This window comes from Staphylococcus caeli, from assembly GCF_051413795.1.
GTDB lineage: Bacteria > Bacillota > Bacilli > Staphylococcales > Staphylococcaceae > Staphylococcus > Staphylococcus caeli_A.
Genome location: NZ_JBOIRQ010000004.1, coordinates 89,343 through 110,406, shown reverse-complemented (window position 1 = coordinate 110,406; position 21,064 = coordinate 89,343). Strand labels below are relative to the sequence as shown.

The window sequence follows — 21,064 nt, the reverse complement described above, 5'->3', positions numbered from 1 at the left end:
TATGGTTTAAGATTGTGGTGTTGGATATTATTGTAGTAGATGAATACTGCACCTCTTCAAATTATCTAACTTAACTTGGCGCGTTCTATAAGTTGTTATATGTAAAGCATATGATGATATAGATACATGTCGAGTGAGTAAAAAGATAATGCCACTTTTTAGTCTCTTTACATGAATACAATGTAAAGAGATTTTTTTATGAGAGGAAGCACATACATGGAAAATGAAACGATGTTTGAGCGCACAGCCAAACCTGTATTAGATGTACAAGATAAACCGAAGCTAGGACAATGGGCCTTTTTGAGTACACAACACTTATTTGCGATGTTTGGGTCAACGGTACTTGTCCCATTTTTAACGGGATTACCGATATCATCAGCCCTTTTAGCATCAGGAATAGGAACATTACTGTATATTTTAATTACTAAAGCAAAAATCCCAGCCTATCTGGGTTCAAGTTTCGCTTTTATTACACCAATCATCACGGGATTAAATAACCATAGTTTAGGAGATATGCTTGTAGCACTGTTCATGAGCGGTGTGATGTATGTGTTGATTGGTCTAGCCATTCGACTGAGTGGCACAGGCTGGTTGATGCATTTGTTACCGCCTGTTGTTGTTGGTCCGGTTATCATGGTAATTGGTTTAAGTTTAGCGCCAACTGCTGTCAATATGGCTATGTTTGAAAATTCAGCAGATATGAAAGGTTATAACCTAAGTTATTTAATTGTGGCAATGGTGACGTTATTAGTGACAATCATTGTACAAGGCTATTTTAAAGGCTTTTTATCATTAATCCCTGTGCTTATAGGTATCATTACAGGTTATATTGTTTCGGCATTTATGGGACTCGTTCATTTTGAAGCCATTGCACAGGCCAAATGGTTACAATTTCCAGAAGTATATATTCCATTTAAAGATTACACACCGTCATTTCACTTAGGGTTAGTGCTCGTACTTATACCGATTGTCTTTGTAACAGTAAGTGAACATATTGGACATCAGATGGTTATTAATAAGATTGTAGGACGCAATTTCTTTAAAGACCCTGGTCTAGATAAGTCGATTATTGGTGATGGTGTATCGACAATGTTTGCAAGTATTATTGGTGGTCCGCCAAGTACGACATATGGTGAAAATATTGGTGTACTTGCGATCACAAAAATTTACAGTGTTTATGTCATTGGTGGTGCAGCAGTGATAGCCATCATACTTGGCTTCATAGGTAAATTTACAGCACTTGTGTCATCGATACCGACACCTGTAATGGGTGGCGTATCCATATTACTCTTTGGCATTATTGCTGCAAGTGGTTTAAGAATGTTAGTAGAAAGCGAAGTTGATTTCGCGAGTAATCGTAACTTAGTCATTGCTTCAGTCATACTAGTAATTGGTATAGGTAATCTGGTGTTTAATTTAAAAGGAATTGGTATTAATTTAGAAATAGAAGGTATGGCGTTAGCAGCATTGGCAGGCATTATACTGAATTTAATATTACCGAAAGAAGCATCAGCAGAAAAATAGATCGAATCTTTTAATAGGAGCTGAATCATATGGACAACTTACTATCAATGGAACATTTAACGACAACTGAAATTTATGAATTAGTACAACGTGCAAGTGCATTCAAACATGGTACGCAAAAGCCAATCTGTTTCGAGGATACATTCGTTGCCAACTTATTCTTTGAAAATTCAACACGAACGAAAAGTAGCTTTTTAGTTGCAGAGCAAAAACTCGGTTTAAAACTTATCGATTTTGAGACCAATACATCTTCAGTTCAAAAAGGTGAATCTTTATATGATACATGCAAGACTTTAGAACAAGTAGGAGCGGATGTACTCGTCATTCGTCATACACAAACAAACTACTATGAGGATTTGCAGACTTTAAACATTCCGATTATTAATGCAGGTGATGGCAGTGGTCAACACCCAACGCAGAGTTTACTCGATATTATGACAATTTACGAAGAATATGAAACATTCGAAGGCTTGAATATTTTAATTTGTGGTGATATTAAAAATTCACGTGTAGCTAAAAGTAATTATCAAAGTTTAACAGCATTAGGTGCGCACGTCATGTTTTCTAGTCCAGACACATGGAAGGATGACACATTAGATGCACCTTATGTAGATATAGATGAAGTGTTACCAACGATTGATATTGTTATGTTGCTCAGAGTTCAGCATGAAAGACATGGAGAAAGTGAAACGACACAATTTGAAGCACAGCAATACCATGAACAATTTGGTCTAACACAAGCAAGATATGAACAGTTAAAAGATCAAGCAATTATTATGCATCCAGCACCAGTGAATAGAGGTGTAGAGATTGACGATGCATTGGTTGAGGCACCTAAGTCACGAATATTTAAACAAATGGAAAATGGCATGTACATGCGTATGGCAGTGATAGACAATATCTTAAAAACGAGAGGGGAAACAACAAAATGAAATTATTAACAAACGCTAAAGTCTTACAAAATGGTGAACTAGAAACGGTATCAATCTTAATAGAAGGTCAGTATATTAAAAAAATTGCACCACAAATTGATGTAGATGCTGAAACTGAAGTCATCGATGTACAAGGTCAATTTGTTTCACCAGGATTCGTTGACGTTCATGTACATTTACGTGAACCAGGTGGTGAACATAAAGAAACGATTGCTACAGGGACACAAGCTGCTGCAAGAGGTGGATTTACGACGGTATGTCCAATGCCTAATACACGACCAGTACCTGATTCAGAGGATAATTTAAAACGACTAAACACATTAATCGAAGAAAATGCACAAGTGAGAGTGTTACCTTATGCAGCAATTACAGTGAGACAAGCTGGTAATGAGCATGTTGATTTTGAAATACTTGCTAAAAATGGCGCTTTTGCTTTTACAGACGACGGTGTTGGCGTGCAACAAGCGAGCATGATGTATGAAGCGATGCAAGCTGCAGCTAAAGTTAACAAAGCAGTTGTTGCACATTGTGAAGATAATAGTCTAATATACGGCGGCGCAATGCATGAGGGGAAACGCAGTGAAGAACTAGGCATTCCAGGTATTCCAAATATTTGTGAAGCGGTACAAATAGCGAGAGATGTCTTACTTGCTGAAGCGGCAGGTGCACATTATCACGTGTGCCATGTATCGACAAAAGAAAGTGTTAGAGCGATTCGTGATGCTAAAAAGGCAGGTATTCATGTTACAGCCGAAGTGACACCACACCATTTATTACTTACAGAAGATGATGTTCCAGGTGATGATGCAATTTATAAAATGAACCCACCATTAAGAAGTAAAGAAGATAGAGCAGCGTTACTTGAAGGCTTGCTCGACGGTACAATTGACTGTATAGCAACAGATCATGCACCACACGCAGCAGAAGAGAAGGATCAACCTATGGTCAAAGCACCATTTGGTATTGTAGGTAGCGAAACAGCATTTCCATTACTATACACTCACTTTGTGAAAAATGGAGAGTGGACGTTACAACAACTTGTTGATTACTTAACAATTAAGCCAGCACAAACCTTTGATTTACCATATGGCAAATTAGAAGAAGGTAGCTTTGCTGACTTGACTGTCATTAATCTAGAAGAAGAAAGTGAAATTAAAGCAGAAGACTTTGCATCAAAAGGTACGAATACACCATTTTTAGGTTACAAAGTATATGGTACGCCGGTCTTAACATTGGTTGAAGGTGAAGTTAAATTTAAGGAGGAAAAATAATGTTGCAGAAACGTTATCTCGTATTAGAAGATGGTTCATATTATGAAGGTTATCCGCTAGGTTCCGATAATTTAACACTAGGTGAAATTGTATTTAACACAGCAATGACAGGCTATCAAGAGACCATTTCTGACCCGTCTTATACAGGTCAAATTATCACGTTCACATATCCATTGATTGGTAATTATGGTGTGAATAGAGATGACTTTGAATCACTAGTACCAACTTTAAGTGGTGTTGTTGTCAAAGAAGCAAGTCAACAACCGAGCAATTTTAGAATGAAAAAGACATTCCATGAAGTATTAGTTGAATATGATATTCCTGGTATATCAGGTGTCGATACACGTAGTATCACTCGAAAAATCAGAAATTATGGTGTATTAAAAGCAACATTTACAGATAATAAAGATGATATTGATGCATGTATAGAGCGTCTAAAAACAGAAACATTACCACGCAATGAAGTGACGACTGTCTCTACAAAAACGCCGTATGTTTCAACTGGTTATGGATTAAGTGTAGTACTTGTTGATTTTGGTAAAAAACAAAACATCGTAAGAGAATTAAATGCACGTGGTTGTAACGTTACCGTAGTACCATACGATACGTCTGCTGAAGCAATTATCAGAATGTCACCGGATGGCGTGATGCTTTCAAATGGCCCAGGGGATCCAGAAGAAGTACAAGTCGCTGTTGAAATGATTAAAGGTATATTAGGCAAAATTCCATTCTTTGGTATTTGTTTAGGTCACCAGCTATTTGCACTATCACAAGGAGCAACATCATTTAAAATGAAGTTTGGACATAGAGGTACGAATCATCCTGTTAAAGACTTAAAGACAGGTAAAATTGCCTTAACAAGTCAAAATCATGGTTATGCTATTGATAAAGATTCGTTAGCGAATACTGAATTAGAAATCACACATGTGGCAATAAATGATGGCACGGTGGAAGGTTTAAGACACAAGTCATTGCCTGCATTTTCAGTTCAATATCATCCAGAAGCATGCCCAGGACCATCAGATTCAAACTATTTATTTGATGAATTTATAGACATGATCAATGAATACAAATCAAAGGAGCGTATTACAAATGCCTAAACGTCAAGATATCGAAACGATTTTAGTAATTGGATCAGGACCTATTATCATTGGTCAAGCAGCGGAATTTGACTATGCTGGTACGCAAGCTTGTCTTGCCTTAAAAGAAGAAGGTTACCGTGTAATCTTGGTGAACTCAAACCCTGCTACAATTATGACTGATAATGAAATTGCAGATAAAGTCTATATCGAGCCATTAACACATGATTTCATTGCACGTATTATTCGTAAAGAACAACCAGATGCATTGTTACCTACACTAGGTGGTCAAACTGGTTTGAATATGGCGATTCAGTTACACGATAGTGGCGAGCTTGAGGCAAATAATGTACAACTTCTAGGTACAAAATTAGAATCAATTCAACAAGCTGAAGATAGAGAGCTATTTAGATCGTTAATGAATGAATTAGATGTTCCAGTACCAGAGAGTGACATTGTTAATACGGTGGAACAAGCCTTTGCATTTAAAGAAGAAGTTGGATATCCATTAATCGTTAGACCAGCGTTTACCATGGGTGGTACTGGTGGCGGAATTTGTCATAACGATGAAGAATTCAAAGAAATTGTGACTAATGGTTTGCATTATAGCCCTGCGACTCAATGTTTAATCGAAAAATCTATTGCAGGATTTAAAGAAATTGAGTATGAAGTGATGCGTGATAAAAATGATAATGCCATTGTTGTTTGTAATATGGAGAATATCGATCCAGTAGGTATTCATACAGGTGACTCTATAGTTGTTGCACCAAGCCAAACTTTATCAGACGTGGAATATCAAATGTTACGTGATGTATCTTTAAAAGTTATCCGTGCATTAGAAATTGAAGGTGGTTGTAACGTACAACTTGCTTTAGATCCGCATTCTATGGATTATTATATTATCGAAGTGAACCCACGTGTGTCACGTTCGTCTGCATTGGCTTCAAAAGCAACAGGTTATCCAATAGCTAAATTGGCTGCAAAGATAGCGATTGGTCTGACGTTAGATGAAATGTTAAATCCAATCACAGAAACATCTTATGCTGCATTTGAACCTTCATTGGATTATGTTATTTCTAAGATCCCACGTTTCCCATTCGACAAATTTGAAAAAGGAGAACGTGTATTAGGAACACAAATGAAAGCGACAGGCGAAGTAATGGCGATTGGTAGAACATATGAAGAATCATTACTAAAAGCGATTCGTTCGTTAGAGTATGGGGTTCACCATTTAGGTTTACCAAATGGTGAAACGTTCGACTTAGATTATATTAAAACACGTATCAAAGACCAAGATGACGAGCGTTTATTCTTTATTGGTGAAGCAATACGTAGAGGCACGACTTTAGAAGAAATACATGACATGACAAAAATCGATTATTTCTTCTTAAATAAATTCCAACATATTATCAATATTGAGCATGATTTGAAAGCCAATAAAGGTGATATAGACTATCTCAAATTTGCTAAAAACTACGGTTTCAGTGATAGAGTCATCGCGCATCGTTTCGATATGACAGAACAAGAAGTGTATGACTTAAGACAGCAACATGGCATTACACCAGTATTCAAAATGGTAGATACATGCGCAGCAGAATTTGAATCTGCAACACCATATTATTATGGTACGTATGAATATGAAAATGAATCTACAGTGACAGAAAAAGAAAAAATATTAGTACTTGGTTCAGGACCGATTAGAATTGGACAAGGTGTTGAATTTGACTATGCTACAGTACATGCTGTTTGGGCAATTCAACAAGCTGGATATGAAGCGATTATCGTTAATAATAATCCAGAAACAGTTTCAACTGACTTCTCTATTTCAGACAAATTATACTTTGAACCATTGACTGAAGAAGACGTGATGAACATCGTTGATTTAGAGCAACCTAAAGGGGTAGTTGTACAGTTTGGTGGACAAACAGCGATTAACTTAGCAGATAAATTAGCACAGCGTGATGTGAAAATTTTAGGAACATCACTTGAAGATTTAAATAGAGCAGAGGATCGTAAGGAATTTGAAGCCTTATTACACACAATCGATGTGCCACAACCAAAAGGTAAAACAGCAACTTCACCACAAGAAGCACTTGAAAATGCTAGAAATATTGGGTATCCAGTAGTAGTTAGACCTTCATATGTATTGGGTGGTCGTGCAATGGAAATTGTAAATAGCGATGCTGAATTAGAAGATTATATGAATCAAGCGGTAAAAGCAAGTCCCGATCACCCAGTATTAGTCGACAGATATTTAACGGGTAAAGAAATTGAAGTAGATGCGATTTCTGATGGTGAAACGGTTATTATACCAGGTATCATGGAGCACATTGAAAGAGCAGGTGTACACTCTGGTGACTCTATTGCTGTGTATCCACCACAAACGTTAACTCAAGAAGAAATGAAGACGTTAGAAGATTTTACAATCCGTTTAGCTAAAGGTTTAAACATTGTAGGATTAATTAACATTCAATTTGTCATTGCGCACGATGGGGTATATGTACTTGAAGTGAATCCACGTTCAAGTCGTACAGTGCCTTTCTTGAGTAAAATTACGAATATCCAAATGGCACAATTAGCCATGCGTGCAATTATTGGTGAGAAATTGACAGACTTAGGCTATAAACCAGGGATTCAACCATATACAGAAGGTGTATTTGTTAAAGCTCCTGTATTCAGTTTCAACAAATTGAAAAATGTGGATATCACACTCGGACCTGAGATGAAATCAACTGGTGAAGTTATGGGTAAAGATGCAACGATGGAAAAAGCGCTATACAAAGGGTTAACTGCAAGTGGTATGGAAGTTAAAGATCACGGAACAGTATTAATGACAGTCAGTGATAAAGATAAAGAAGAAATTGTGAATATTGCCCATCGTTTAAACGAAGTAGGCTATAAGATTTTAGCAACTAAAGGTACTGCAAACAAACTTGCAGAGCATAATATACCTGCAGAAATTGTTGGCAAAATTGGTGGCGAAGATGACTTACTCACTCGAATTCAAAATGGTGAAGTTCAAATCGTTGTGAATACAATGACGAAAGGTAAAGAATTTGAACGTGATGGTTTCCAAATCAGACGTGCTTCCGTTGAAAATGGTGTACCTTGTCTGACATCATTAGACACAGTTGTAGCATTAACACGTGTACTTGAAAGCATGACTTTTACAATGAAAAATATGTAAACCAAAGATAGAGCATGTAAGTTCTAATATATGAGCACCAGGAAATATAAATGTGAGGGAGTCGTTTGTGAATGAACAATTTGCCAATTATTGCGTTAGATTTTGATTCCAAAGAAGCGGTAGATCATTTTTTAGACCAATTCGATGAACCCCTATTTGTAAAAGTAGGCATGGAATTGTTTTATCAAACAGGTCCTCAATTAATTGAGGGTATTAAAGCACGTGGACATGATATCTTTCTTGATTTGAAATTGCACGATATACCGAATACAGTTGGTAAGGCGATGGAAGGATTAAGTAAAATGAATGTAGATTTAGTCAATGTCCATGCAGCTGGTGGAACAGAAATGATGAAACGTGCACTAGCAGGTCTCAGAAAGCATAATGCTGATATTAAATTAATTGCAGTGACACAACTAACATCTACGACTGAAGAGATGTTACGTGATGAACAAAATATTCAAAGTACTATTGAAGATGCAGTACTTAACTATGCACAACTAGCAAAAGAATCAGGTCTGGATGGCGTCGTATGCTCGCCACTAGAAGCTGAATTGTTAAAAGCTGAATTGGGCAATGATTTCTTAAAGGTAACGCCTGGAATTAGGCCAATCGATAGTAGTACAGACGACCAAAAACGTATCACAACGCCGGAAGATGCTAAAAAATTAGGTTCAACGCACATCGTTGTGGGAAGACCTATAACAAAAAGTGACAATCCTGTTGCAAGTTATCATAAAATTAAAGAAAGTTGGTTAAGTTAAATGGCTAAAGCAATTGCTCAATCACTCTTAGAAATCGAAGCAGTTTCACTATCACCTAATGATCCATTCACATGGAGTTCAGGTATAAAATCACCGATATATTGTGATAATCGTGTGACACTTGGTTATCCAAAGGTACGACAACACATTCGAGATGGTTTGTGCGAATTAATCAAGTCACATTTTTCAGATGTAGAAATCATTTCAGGTACTGCAACTGCAGGAATTCCGCATGCTGCATTTGTTTCTGAAGTGCTAGATTTGCCAATGAATTATGTTCGTTCTAAAAGTAAAAGTCATGGTAAACAAAATCAAATTGAAGGTGCCTTAAGTCAAGGCAAGAAAGTTGTAGTTATTGAAGATTTGATTTCAACAGGTGGTTCATCTATTACTGCAGTTGAAGCATTAAGAGAAGCAGGCGCAGAAGTGATAGGTGTTGTCGCAATATTTACGTATGGACTTAAAAAAGCGGATGAACAGTTCAAAGAAGCACATATCCCGTTCTATACATTAAGTGATTACAATGAATTACTTGAAGTTGCTAAAGAAAATGGAGATATTTCTGAAGATGATATTCGTACATTAGTTGATTGGAGAGACAACTTGTCATAATATATTATGTGGAGGGGATATTATGACAAAAGACCCGAAAGATGCGTATAATCATTTTTCGCATTTAAACAAATTTTTAAAAAAAGATGAAGACTATCGTCAACAAAGCACAACAGAGACAGATAATGAATTATTATCTAGTACAACAGAGAAAAATATATATAAGAAATCAAAATCAAACATGAAGCAAAAAGGTCATATTCAACCTTAAAAAATCAAATGACGTAAAAAATGGGCGTACGTGCAATGATATTGACACGTAAACCCATTTTTTATGGTTTGATTGAAATAATTAGCGAATCATAATTTTTATAATAATATAGCCTATAAGTATGACTAAGGCTGCAATTAATAATGGAATAATATAAAAAGACATAAAATTACCTCCAATAGATTTATTTATAGTTTAACTGTGAATTGTTAAAAGGCAAAGTAAAAAGCTATTTTAATCCATATAATATGGAGGAATTAGTGTAAATGATATATTAAATTAGATTTTTGGTTATGTATCATTTATGCTTAATTTTGAGAAGTGTAAAGGAGGTAGAATCATGGCAATACCTAAAATAACAACATTTCTAATGTTTAATGGGAATGCAGAGGAAGCAATTAATTTGTATGTAAATACATTTGAAGATGCAGAAATCTTAGCAATGGTCAGATATACTGAAAGTGATGCTGAACCAACTGGAGCAGTACAACATGCAATCTTTAGATTGAAAGACCAAGTATTTATGGCAATCGACAATATGAATGGTGTAGATATTGAAATGAATCCAGCCATGTCATTATACGTTACAGTTGATTCACCACTAGAAATGGAACGCTTATTTAGTAAATTGAAACGTGATGGGGCGATATTGATGCCTAAAACAGAAATGCCACCATTTAGAGAATTTGCATGGATACAAGACAAATTTGGCGTAAATTTCCAACTTGCTTTACCAGCAGATAATAAATAAGTGTGTGTAATATAATGATGCTATTATGAGTAAAACTTAAAGTAAAAAACGGGAGTGGGACAGAAAGCGAATTTTCTAATAAAGATTTCGTAGTCCCACCCCGGCAAGGATGACTAGAGTTGAAAAAAGCTTGATATAAGCGCATTTTCAATTCAGTCATCTACTGCCTAATTGCAAAAGAGTCCGGGACGTTTATTTATGTCCCGGACTCGTTTTTTTAATAATTTATCATTGCTAATAAATTATAGATATAGTTTTATGAATTATTGTGATTTCATTTTTTGAATATGGTTGTAGTCAGGTGTTGTATAAAGTGTTTTTTGATTATCATACGTTACGAAACCTGGCTTAGCACCTGAAGGCTTGTGTACATGTTTAATTTCAGTATAGTCAACTGGAATTTGTGCAGAGTTGCCAGCTTTTGAAAAGTAACCTGATAACATAGCCGCTTCCATAATCGTTGTTTCACTTGGCTCATCACTAAGTATGACTACATGCGAGCCAGGGATATCTTTCGTATGGAACCAAAGATGATGTTTTTTTGCCTTTTTATTCGTAAGAAAATCATTTTGCTTATTATTTTTACCAACTAAAATCGTATCGCCATCCGTTGAAGTATACGATTGAATTTGCATTGCTGGTTTCTTAGTCTTTTTACTTTGTTTACGCTGTTTCATATATCCTTGCTCTGCAAGTTCATCACGAATATCATCTATATCATCAACTGAAATATGCGCAAGTTGTTGTTCAATGCTTTCAAAATAGTCGATATTCTCTTTCGTTAATTCAATTTGATGATGTAATTCATGTTCACGTGTTTTGAGTTTGTTATATTTTTTATAATAAATTTGCGCATTCACTGCAGGTGCTTTTGTAGGATTCAACGGTATCGTCACATTCTCACCTGTATAATAATTAAGTGCTTCTAAAGATTTATCACCTTGTTGAATACGATAAATATTCGCAGTGATTAATTCACCATATAATTGTTGCGTTTCCTTGTCTTTTGTACCTTCTTGTTCATCAAGTAATTTATTTAATTTATTTTGATATTTATGCAGTTGTTGCTGTACAAATTTAACTAAATCATTTGCACGTTGTTTCACACGTTCTCGTTCACCACGGGCATCATAATAACGATCTAATAAATCATGCAATGATTCGTATTCATCAATATCATCATAAAATAGATTTAATTTCATAAAATAGAAATCTTCTTTACCTGTCTCATGATTTTTATGAAATACCGGTGTTGGCGGTGCATTAATTTCATCAATGATTGTGTCATATGCATCAGGGAGGGTTTCACTTGTCATAAATTGTTTACGATTGACAATTTCATTTGTGATAAGTGGGCTAAACCCTTCGAAGTGGTCAAGCAATTGACGTGCAATTTTCCCACGATTAAAATCAATATACTTTAAGACTTCTTGCCCTGAAAGTTCAAATGGGTTGATTTTGTTTTGTGTTGGGGGAGTTTCATATTGAAATCCAGGCATAACCGTACGATATTGATTCGTATTAGGTGTTAAATGCTTAAATCCTTCAATGATTTTGCGTTGTTCATCTACTAAAATTAAGTTACTGTGTTTCCCCATAATTTCTAATATAACTGTTCTATAAATTGTATCGCCAATTTCGTCCTTACTTTGAACATCAATTTCTACACGTCTATCATTTCCAATTTGTCTTACTGCTTTAACGATACCACCCTCAATATGTTTACGAAACACACGTGCAAACATGGGTGGATCAAATGGATTATCATATTTTTTAGTTGTTAAATGCATTCTCGCAAAACTAGGATGGATAGAAAGGAGAAGCTGATGATTTTTACGATTTTGTCTCACGACGATGATTAATGTGTCGTTTTCAGGTTGATTAATTTTGTGGATTCTTCCATCTACTAAAAATTGGAGTGATTCCACCATTTTTCTTGTAAATAAACCATCATATGCCATTACTATCAGCCACCTTATTTTTAGTCATTCATCATATTGTAACATGGCATAAAGAAATGGTCATGACCAAAGTTTGTACAATTGTAAGCTATACATTTAAATGAGAATTATGGTATCATAGTTTAATAATAGAAGAATAGTTTAGAGAGGTAGTAAGTCATGGATAATGAGAAAGGTTTGTTGATTGTCTTATCTGGACCTTCTGGTGTTGGAAAAGGTACAGTTAGAAAAAAAATATTTGATGACCCGTCCACATCTTATAAATATTCTATTTCGATGACAACACGTGATAAACGTGAAGGCGAAGTCGATGGTGTTGATTATTTCTTTAAAGCAAAGTCAGAATTTGAAGAATTAATAAAACAAGATCAATTCATAGAATATGCAGAGTACGTTGGTAATTATTATGGGACACCTGTACAATACGTTAAAGATACGATGGATCAAGGCCACGATGTATTTTTAGAAATCGAGGTTGAGGGTGCTAAACAAGTGCGTAAGAAATTCCCTGATGCACTGTTTATTTTTCTTGCGCCACCAAGTTTAGATCATTTGCGTGAACGATTAGTCGGGCGTGGTACAGAATCCAGTGAGAAGATACAAAGTCGTGTAAATGAGGCACGCAAAGAAGTGGAAATGATGAACCTATATGATTATGTTGTTGTAAACGATGAAGTAGAACTAGCCAAACAACGTATCCAATCCATTGTTGAAGCGGAACATTTAAAAAGAGAACGTATTGAAGCAAAATATAGAAAAATGATACTGGAGGCAAAAAAATAATGTTACAACCACCATTAAACCAATTAACAGCAAAAATCAATTCTAAATATTTAATTGCAACGACAGCTGCAAAACGTGCGCGTGAAATTGATGAAAAACCTGAAACTGAATTATTAAACAGATATATTTCAGAAAAACCTGTAGGTAAAGCTTTAGAAGAAATCGCTGACGGTGAAGTTTATCCTGACGAACTATTCTTAAAAACATATTAAGTTCAAATCAATTTTACGAATGCATTTAGTAATGTAATGGTTTAAATTGAAATGACACTCAAAAGCCTGGGACATAAATAGATGTCTCAGGCTCGTTTTTCAATTAGGCAGTAGATGACTGTATAGAAAATGTAAAGTCCCACTGTTTAATTCACTAAGTTGGTGAGACTTATGCATGAACATCAGCTCAGGTAAACTTTTCAACTCTAGTCATCCTTTCAGGGGTGGGACTACGAAATCTTTATTAAAAATTTGATTTCTGTCCTGCTCCCTTTTTTTAATTTGATAACTAATTTGTGTATAATAAAGAGTAATTAAACAAAAGCATGTTTTAAGATATGAACATCGCGCTTATTTTTCATAGAAATTGAAAGTTATAAGTTATATATAATGCATATTGAAGGAGAATAACAATACGATGAAACGAATATTACTAGCTGTGACGGGTGGCATAGCAGCATATAAAGCAATCGATTTAACGAGCAAATTAACGCAAGCAGGTTATGATGTGCGCGTAATGCTTACTGATCATGCACAAGAATTTGTTACACCATTAGCTTTTCAAGCAATTGGTAGAAATACAGTGTATACGAGCACATTTGTAGAAGAAAATCCTAAAGAAATACAACATGTTGCATTAGGCGATTGGGCAGATGCAATTGTAGTTGCACCTGCTACAGCTAATACAATTGCTAAACTTGCGAATGGTATTGCCGATGATATGGTGACATCTACTTTACTGGCGACTGAAACGCCGAAATTTGTAGCACCAGCCATGAATGTCCATATGTATGAGAATAATAGAACACAACACAACATGGCAACATTACGTTCTGATGGCTATTTATTTTTAGAACCAGGCGAAGGATTCCTAGCATGTGGCTATGTAGCTAAGGGACGTATGGAAGAGCCGTTGCAAATCGTTGAACGCTTGAATCAATACTTTAATGAAATTAAACAAACCTCGCTTAGCAAAGGTAGCAGTTTTTCAGGAAAACAAGCATTGGTTACGGCTGGTCCAACAGTTGAAGAATTAGATCCAGTACGCTTTCTTTCGAATCGCTCTTCAGGAAAAATAGGCTACGCATTAGCGGAATCATTAGCACAACGTGGGGCAAATGTCACTTTAGTATCTGGACCGACACATCTCACACCACCCGATAATGTAACTGTTGTTCAAGTGCAAAGTGCGGACGATATGTTTGAAGCGGTCAAGTCGCGTTTCTCAGAACAAGATATTGTATTTAAAGCTGCGGCTGTATCAGATTATGCGCCAGTTGAAATGTTAGAACATAAATTGAAGAAACAAGATGGTGACCTATCAGTAGCATTTAGACGCACGCCTGATATATTAAAATATTTAGGCGCACACAAAACAACACAGTATCTTGTAGGCTTTGCTGCAGAAACTCAAAATATTGAGACTTATGCTCGTAAGAAATTACAACGCAAAAATGCAGATGTAATCATTGCGAATAACGTAGGGGACCGAACGATTGGTTTCAGTTCAGATGACAATGATTACACGATGTATTATAAAGATGGAGAAACAATGGCTTTAGGTAAACGTAAAAAGGTCGAACTTGCGGAGCATATTTTAAATAGTTTAGAAACAAGGTGGCAATAAGATGATAGCTAAAGTGATTGTTGATATACCTTCTAAGAGTGTTGATTTTACCTTTGATTACATCATTCCTACGAGGTTACAATCAATGATTCAAGTTGGGATGCGTGTTATTGTTCCGTTTGGACCAAGGACCATTCAAGGTTATGTAATGCACATTGCTAATCAACCAGATAACGATTTAGATACTGCCAAGTTAAAAGAAATTAAAGAAATTCAAGATATCAAGCCTGAGTTAACAGAGGAATTGATACAGTTAACAGAGTGGTACAATAATTACTTTGTTACAAAGCGAATTTCTATGCTAGAAGTCATGTTACCAAGTGAAATTAAGGCGAAGTATACGAAAGTTTTTGCTATTGAAGATGCAGAAAATATTCCTTCATCCTTATTACAGAAGTTTGATAGTGAGGGGCATTACCCGTATAAAGCAGCACAACACAATGACGATTTAGATCAAATGCTTCCATTATTAAAACAAGGTGTAGTCACTGAAGTGACGTTGTTGTCTCAGAATGTTAGTAAGAAAAAACAACGTGCAGTTGCTGTCGTAGAAGGCTTTGATGAAGAACAAATACTTGCTTCATTGGAAAAGTCAAAAAAGCAGTATGAATTGTATGCATATTTGTTAGATGAACGACACCACACAGTATTGCTTAAAGATATTGAAGCAATGGAATTTTCCAAATCTAGTGTTGATACGTTAGTACGCAAAGGTTATGTTGAAAAATATGATGCCATCGTTGAACGAGATCCTTTTGAAACAAGAGTCTTTGAACAAGATGTTAAACAGCAATTGACCAACGACCAACAACAAGCATATGATGCTATTTTGGAAAATATACAAGCGCATGAGCAACGAACATTTTTACTTCATGGTGTTACAGGATCCGGTAAAACAGAAGTCTATCTGCAAACAATTGAAGAAGCGTTAAAGCTTAATCGACAAGCGATGATGCTCGTTCCCGAAATTGCCTTAACACCGCAAATGGTCTTGCGATTTAAACGTCGTTTTGGTGATGAAGTTGCAGTATTGCATTCAGGTTTATCAAAAGGTGAACGATATGATGAATGGCAAAAAATTAGAGATGGCAAGGCTCGAGTGAGTGTTGGTGCACGTTCAAGTGTATTTGCTCCTTTTAAAAATCTAGGTATGATTATTATCGATGAAGAACATGAGTCAACCTATAAACAAGAAGATTATCCAAGATATCACGCGAGAGATATTGCGCAATGGAGAAGTCAGTACCATCAGTGCCCATTGATTTTAGGGAGTGCGACACCAAGTTTGGAAACTTATGCTCGAGCTGAAAAAGGGGTCTATGAGTTGTTAGCATTACCGCAAAGAGTCAATAAACAAGCCTTACCAGAAGTTGAGATTGTAGATATGCGCGAAGAATTGAGTTCAGGAAATCGTTCTATGTTCTCAAATCAATTGCGTGAAGCGATTCAGCAACGGTTAGATAGACACGAACAAATTGTGCTGTTTTTAAATCGACGAGGCTACGCTTCGTTTATGTTATGTAGAGATTGCGGTCATGTACCACAGTGTCCTAATTGTGATATTTCATTGACCTACCATAAATCGACGGATCAATTGAAATGCCACTATTGTGGTCATCAAGAAGTGCCACCTAATCGATGCCCAAATTGTGAGAGTGAGCATATTCGACAAGTAGGAACAGGTACACAGCGCGTAGAAGAATTGTTACAGGAAGCATTTCAAGATGCACGTATTATACGGATGGACGTAGACACGACATCTAAAAAAGGAGCACATGAAAAGCTTTTAGATGATTTTGGTGAAGGTAAAGGTGACATTTTATTAGGTACTCAAATGATTGCTAAAGGTCTAGATTTTCCTAATATTACCTTAGTAGGTGTGCTTAATGCAGATACAATGTTGAATTTGCCTGATTTTAGAGCCAGTGAACGTACGTATCAATTACTAACACAAGTATCCGGGCGTGCAGGTCGACATGAAAAAGAAGGGCAAGTCATAATTCAAACATATAATCCAGAGCACTATGCAATTAAAGATGTTCAGCAAAATGATTATATTGCATTTTTTGAAAAAGAGATGAACTACCGCAAAATAGGGAAATATCCACCATATTTCTTTTTAATGAATTTCACAATTTCACACAAAGAAATGAAAAAAGTTATGGAAGCTTCGAAGCATATTCATAAAGTGTTACTACAGCATTTATCAGACAAGGCGTTAGTATTAGGACCATCACCAGCTGCCTTAGCACGTATTAACAATGAATATCGTTTCCAAATATTAGTGAAATATAAAAGTGAACCCGCACTACATGAAGCTTTAAAATATTTAGATGACTATTATCATGATCAATACTTGAAAGAGAAGCTAGCACTAAAAATTGATATCAATCCGCAGATGATGATGTAATTTGTATGCTATAAGAATTTAATACCATTACTTATAAGGTTTGTTGAAATTGAAAAAGGCAAGTGGCTTAACTTAGAATGAAGTGTGATTTCTGAGTTAACCGCTTGCCTGTTTTTTATATAAAAATTAATAATTTGTTATAGTGATTGCAAAATATGGACCATCATTTTTCTGAATATGTCATTGTAATGTATAGTAAGATTAATAATGAGTATTAGTAAAAATCAAAAGGGGGCTATATATAATGAAATATAATCAATTTAATCAACCTGTAGGGGAAGCAGTTTTAAATTTTACCAAACTGGATGCGCCATCAGTAAAAGTCATAGAAGGGCAATATTGTCGATTGGAAAAATTATCAAATGAACATACAGAGGATTTATATCAATATTTTATAGCAGAGGATGACGCACCAAATTGGACGTATTTACCTGATAATCAGCCACAAGATTTCAATGCATTTGAATCATATATAGCTCCGATGATTGTATCAAATGATCCTTATTTTTTTGCTATTATTGATAAAGCGACTTCACAGACGGTAGGGCTCTTATCTTTTTTAAGAATTGACCAAGACAATGGCGTCATTGAAGTCGGGCATATTCACTATGCGAATATTTTAAAACGATCACGAATTGCAACGGAGGCACAGTATTTATTAGCAAAATATGTCTTTGATACATTAGGTTATAGAAGATATGAATGGAAATGTGATGCATTAAATGAACCTTCTATCAAAGCTGCAAAAAGGCTGGGATTTAAATTCGAGGGTATTTTCCAACAACATAAAGTATATAAAAATCGCAACAGAGATACATGTTGGTTGGCAATGACTGACCATGAATGGCACAAAAACAAACAAAAATTTGAAAAATGGCTAGCACCCCAGAATTTCAATGAAAATGGCGAGCAGTTGAGTCGATTATCAATATAATACAATATGGAATAGTTAATGCAATTTCTGTAAAAATAAGTTATAATGATATGATGAATTTTTATGAGGAGATATCACTATGACGATTAAATCGCTTGTAACAACTAAACACCCGGCACTTAATCAACAGATTCCAAACGTGACGCAATTTGATACACAATTAGAACAATTATTATTAGATTTAGAGGACACAATGTATGATGTTGAAGCATCTGCGATTTGTGCACCACAAATTGGAATTGCGCAGCAAGTTGCTATTATTGATATGGAAATAGATGGACTACTGCAATTGATTAATCCACAATTATTGCGAGAATCTAATGAAAAAGTAACAGATTTAGAAGGATCAATTAGTATGCCAGGTGTGTATGGTGAAGTGACAAGAAGTAAAATGATCGTAGTGAAAAGTAATGATAAACATGGTAACGAAGTGGAAATGACAGCATATGATGATATTGCGAGAATGATTTTGCATATGATTGATCACTTTGATGGTAAATTATTTACAGAACGTGTTGAACGACTTATAGATGAAGCAGAGATGGAGGCGTATTTTGAAAATGAGTAAAATAATTTTTATGGGAACACCTGATTTTTCAACGAAAGTCCTAGAAATGTTAATTGCTGAACATGATGTGATTGCTGTTGTGACGCAACCAGATAGACCGGTTGGTAGAAAACGTAAACTTACACCACCACCAGTAAAAGAAGTTGCTGTTGAACATGATATACCAGTGTACCAACCTGAAAAATTAGCACACTCAGAAGAATTAGAACAACTCATTGCTTTAGATGCTGATCTAATTGTTACGGCTGCTTTTGGTCAAATATTACCAGAATCATTATTAACTGCTCCAAAATATGGTGCAGTAAACGTTCATGCATCATTATTGCCGAAATACAGAGGCGGTGCACCAATACATCAAGCAATTATGGATGGGCAATCAGAAACAGGTATTACGATCATGTATATGGTCAAAAAACTAGATGCTGGAGATATCATCACTCAAAGCGCAATTGCTATAGAACAACAAGATGATGTAGGTACAATGCATGATAAATTAAGTATATTAGGTGCAGATTTATTAAAATCAACATTACCGAGCATATTGGATGGTACAAACCAACGTGTACCACAACAAGAAGAAGAGGCAACATTTGCATCAAATATCTCACGTGACCAAGAAAAAATTGACTGGACGCAATCTGCAGAAGTAATATACAACCATATTAGAGGATTGTCACCATGGCCTGTTGCATACACAATTATGGATGATGGCAACATGAAATTATATGCTTCTCAAATAGTGAAAAATCAAACAGGTGAACCTGGTACGATTATAGAAACGACTAAAAAAGCCATCATTGTAGCAACTGGTTCAGATGATGCCATCGCATTAACAGACATACAAGTTGCAGGTAAAAAACGTATGTTAGCTGCAAATTATTTAAGTGGTGTACAAACATCACTAGTTGGGAAGGTATTATCATGACAAGTGAAACAAATGTGAGAGTCTTAGCCTTTGAAACAATTCAAGATATTATTCATGACAAAGCTTATAGCAACATTATTATTAATGAAGTACTTTCCAATAATGAATTAAACCGAGCAGATAAAGGTTTATTTACAGAGTTGGTATATGGAACTTTAAAAAGAAAGTACACGTTAGATTATTTATTGAAACCATTCGTACAAACGAAACTCAAAGGCTGGGTTAGACAGTTATTATGGATGAGCATTTATCAATATGTCTATTTAGATAAAATACCAGAGCACGCTATTATCAATGAGGCTGTAGAAATTGCAAAGTATAAAGGTGGACCACATAACGGCAATGTAGTAAATGGTATTTTAAGAAATATTATGAGAAGTGAATTGCCAGATTTCACTGAAATTACAGATGACAAAAAAAGAATCGCAATCGAATATAGTTTACCTAAATGGCTCGTCGATCATTGGACAACGCATTTTGGCGTTGAAACAACAGAGGCAATTGCACAATCATTTTTAGACAAAGTTTCGACAACTGTGCGTGTGAATTTAACGCGAATTTCAGTAGATGATGCGATTCGAAGACTTGTAGATGATGACTATATCGTTGAACAAGATAAGGATATTGAGACTTGCTTGCATATTAGCGGTAAACCAATCATAGAATCACGTATGTTTAAAGATGGCCTTGTTTCTATCCAAGATAAGAGTTCGATGTTTGTAGGAGAATTGATAGGACTCAATGCAGGTGATCAAGTGCTAGATGCATGTAGTGCACCAGGTGGTAAAGCTTGTCATATCGCTGAATTATTAGATGGAAGCGGCCATGTAGACGCAACTGACATTCATGCACATAAAATCGATTTGATTGATTTTAATATTAGAAAGTTACGATTGTCTAACATTTCTGCATTTGAACACGATGCTACAGAAAAATATGATAAAGTGTATGATAAGATTTTAGTTGATGCACCTTGTAGCGGTTTAGGCGTATTAAGACATAAACCTGAAATTAAATATGAACAATCACAAGATGCTATCCAATCTTTGGTTGAAGTTCAATTAGAGATTCTGAATAATGTGAAGCATAATGTGAAACAAGGTGGCACGATTATTTATTCAACGTGTACAATAGAGCAAATGGAAAATGAAAATGTTATTTATACATTTTTAAAAGAAAATAAAGATTTTGAATTCGATACATTTGAACATCCGGTAACTGGAGAAAAAGTAAAAACGATGCAAATACTACCTCAAGATTTTAACTCTGATGGCTTTTTCATAACAAGGATTAGAAGAAAGGAAAATTAAAAT

Annotated in this window: 18 protein-coding genes; 17 read left to right on the top strand and 1 reads right to left on the bottom strand. The window is 35.4% G+C overall.

The window, feature by feature from the left end:
* Positions 1 to 216: 216 nt before the first annotated feature.
* From ACSULM_RS03865 to ACSULM_RS03825, 9 genes are all read left to right on the top strand, one after another.
* Positions 217 to 1,524: a uracil-xanthine permease family protein gene (locus ACSULM_RS03865; RefSeq protein WP_436860736.1), complete on the top strand. Its 1,308-nt coding sequence runs from the start codon at positions 217 to 219 to the stop codon at positions 1,522 to 1,524.
* Between the two features lie 29 nt (positions 1,525 to 1,553).
* Positions 1,554 to 2,456, top strand: a complete 903-nt coding sequence (locus ACSULM_RS03860) for an aspartate carbamoyltransferase catalytic subunit (RefSeq protein ID WP_436860734.1) — start codon at positions 1,554 to 1,556, stop codon at positions 2,454 to 2,456.
* Positions 2,453 to 3,727, top strand: a complete 1,275-nt coding sequence (locus ACSULM_RS03855) for a dihydroorotase (RefSeq protein WP_436860731.1) — start codon at positions 2,453 to 2,455, stop codon at positions 3,725 to 3,727. Before ACSULM_RS03860 ends, ACSULM_RS03855 begins: the two co-directional genes overlap by 4 nt.
* Positions 3,727 to 4,827, top strand: a complete 1,101-nt coding sequence (locus ACSULM_RS03850; RefSeq protein WP_436860730.1) for a carbamoyl phosphate synthase small subunit — start codon at positions 3,727 to 3,729, stop codon at positions 4,825 to 4,827. Before ACSULM_RS03855 ends, ACSULM_RS03850 begins: the two co-directional genes overlap by 1 nt.
* Positions 4,820 to 7,993 (top strand): carbamoyl-phosphate synthase large subunit, encoded by a 3,174-nt coding sequence (gene carB / locus ACSULM_RS03845; RefSeq protein ID WP_436860727.1) that lies wholly within the window; start codon positions 4,820 to 4,822, stop codon positions 7,991 to 7,993. The genes ACSULM_RS03850 and carB overlap by 8 nt, the downstream gene beginning before the upstream one ends.
* Before the next feature lie 71 nt (positions 7,994 to 8,064).
* A complete protein-coding gene (gene pyrF / locus ACSULM_RS03840; protein ID WP_436860725.1) occupies positions 8,065 to 8,757 on the top strand; it encodes an orotidine-5'-phosphate decarboxylase in 693 nt (230 codons plus the stop codon).
* Positions 8,758 to 9,369, top strand: coding sequence for an orotate phosphoribosyltransferase (gene pyrE / locus ACSULM_RS03835; protein ID WP_436860723.1), 612 nt, complete (start codon positions 8,758 to 8,760; stop codon positions 9,367 to 9,369).
* A gap of 22 nt (positions 9,370 to 9,391) precedes the next feature.
* Positions 9,392 to 9,580 (top strand): hypothetical protein, encoded by a 189-nt coding sequence (locus ACSULM_RS03830; protein WP_436860722.1) that lies wholly within the window; start codon positions 9,392 to 9,394, stop codon positions 9,578 to 9,580.
* Between the two features lie 340 nt (positions 9,581 to 9,920).
* Complete coding sequence (locus ACSULM_RS03825) at positions 9,921 to 10,331, top strand: VOC family protein (protein WP_436853652.1); 411 nt, start codon at positions 9,921 to 9,923, stop codon at positions 10,329 to 10,331.
* 263 nt (positions 10,332 to 10,594) lie between these two features.
* On the opposite strand, the gene ACSULM_RS03820 is transcribed toward ACSULM_RS03825, so the two are convergent.
* Complete coding sequence (locus ACSULM_RS03820) at positions 10,595 to 12,292, bottom strand: Rqc2 family fibronectin-binding protein (RefSeq protein WP_436860721.1); 1,698 nt, start codon at positions 12,290 to 12,292, stop codon at positions 10,595 to 10,597.
* Between the two features lie 159 nt (positions 12,293 to 12,451).
* On the opposite strand from ACSULM_RS03820, the gene gmk reads away from it, so the two are divergent.
* From gmk to rsmB, 8 genes are all read left to right on the top strand, one after another.
* Positions 12,452 to 13,075: a guanylate kinase gene (gene gmk, locus ACSULM_RS03815; protein WP_436860719.1), complete on the top strand. Its 624-nt coding sequence runs from the start codon at positions 12,452 to 12,454 to the stop codon at positions 13,073 to 13,075.
* Positions 13,075 to 13,287 (top strand): DNA-directed RNA polymerase subunit omega, encoded by a 213-nt coding sequence (rpoZ, locus tag ACSULM_RS03810; RefSeq protein WP_069995636.1) that lies wholly within the window; start codon positions 13,075 to 13,077, stop codon positions 13,285 to 13,287. The genes gmk and rpoZ overlap by 1 nt, the downstream gene beginning before the upstream one ends.
* Positions 13,288 to 13,705: 418 nt before the next feature.
* Positions 13,706 to 14,914: a bifunctional phosphopantothenoylcysteine decarboxylase/phosphopantothenate--cysteine ligase CoaBC gene (gene coaBC / locus ACSULM_RS03805; protein WP_436860716.1), complete on the top strand. Its 1,209-nt coding sequence runs from the start codon at positions 13,706 to 13,708 to the stop codon at positions 14,912 to 14,914.
* 1 nt (position 14,915) lies between these two features.
* Complete coding sequence (gene priA, locus ACSULM_RS03800; protein WP_436860714.1) at positions 14,916 to 17,324, top strand: primosomal protein N'; 2,409 nt, start codon at positions 14,916 to 14,918, stop codon at positions 17,322 to 17,324.
* Between the two features lie 244 nt (positions 17,325 to 17,568).
* Positions 17,569 to 18,258: a GNAT family N-acetyltransferase gene (locus ACSULM_RS03795; protein ID WP_436860711.1), complete on the top strand. Its 690-nt coding sequence runs from the start codon at positions 17,569 to 17,571 to the stop codon at positions 18,256 to 18,258.
* 79 nt (positions 18,259 to 18,337) lie between these two features.
* A complete protein-coding gene (locus ACSULM_RS03790) occupies positions 18,338 to 18,826 on the top strand; it encodes a peptide deformylase (RefSeq protein WP_436860708.1) in 489 nt (162 codons plus the stop codon).
* The gene (gene fmt / locus ACSULM_RS03785; RefSeq protein WP_436860705.1) at positions 18,819 to 19,751 is read left to right on the top strand and encodes a methionyl-tRNA formyltransferase; all 933 of its coding nucleotides are present in this window, start codon (positions 18,819 to 18,821) and stop codon (positions 19,749 to 19,751) included. The genes ACSULM_RS03790 and fmt overlap by 8 nt, the downstream gene beginning before the upstream one ends.
* Entirely contained in the window at positions 19,748 to 21,061 is a 1,314-nt protein-coding gene (gene rsmB, locus ACSULM_RS03780) for a 16S rRNA (cytosine(967)-C(5))-methyltransferase RsmB (RefSeq protein WP_436860703.1), read from the top strand. Before fmt ends, rsmB begins: the two co-directional genes overlap by 4 nt.
* The last annotated feature ends 3 nt before the right edge of the window (positions 21,062 to 21,064 follow it).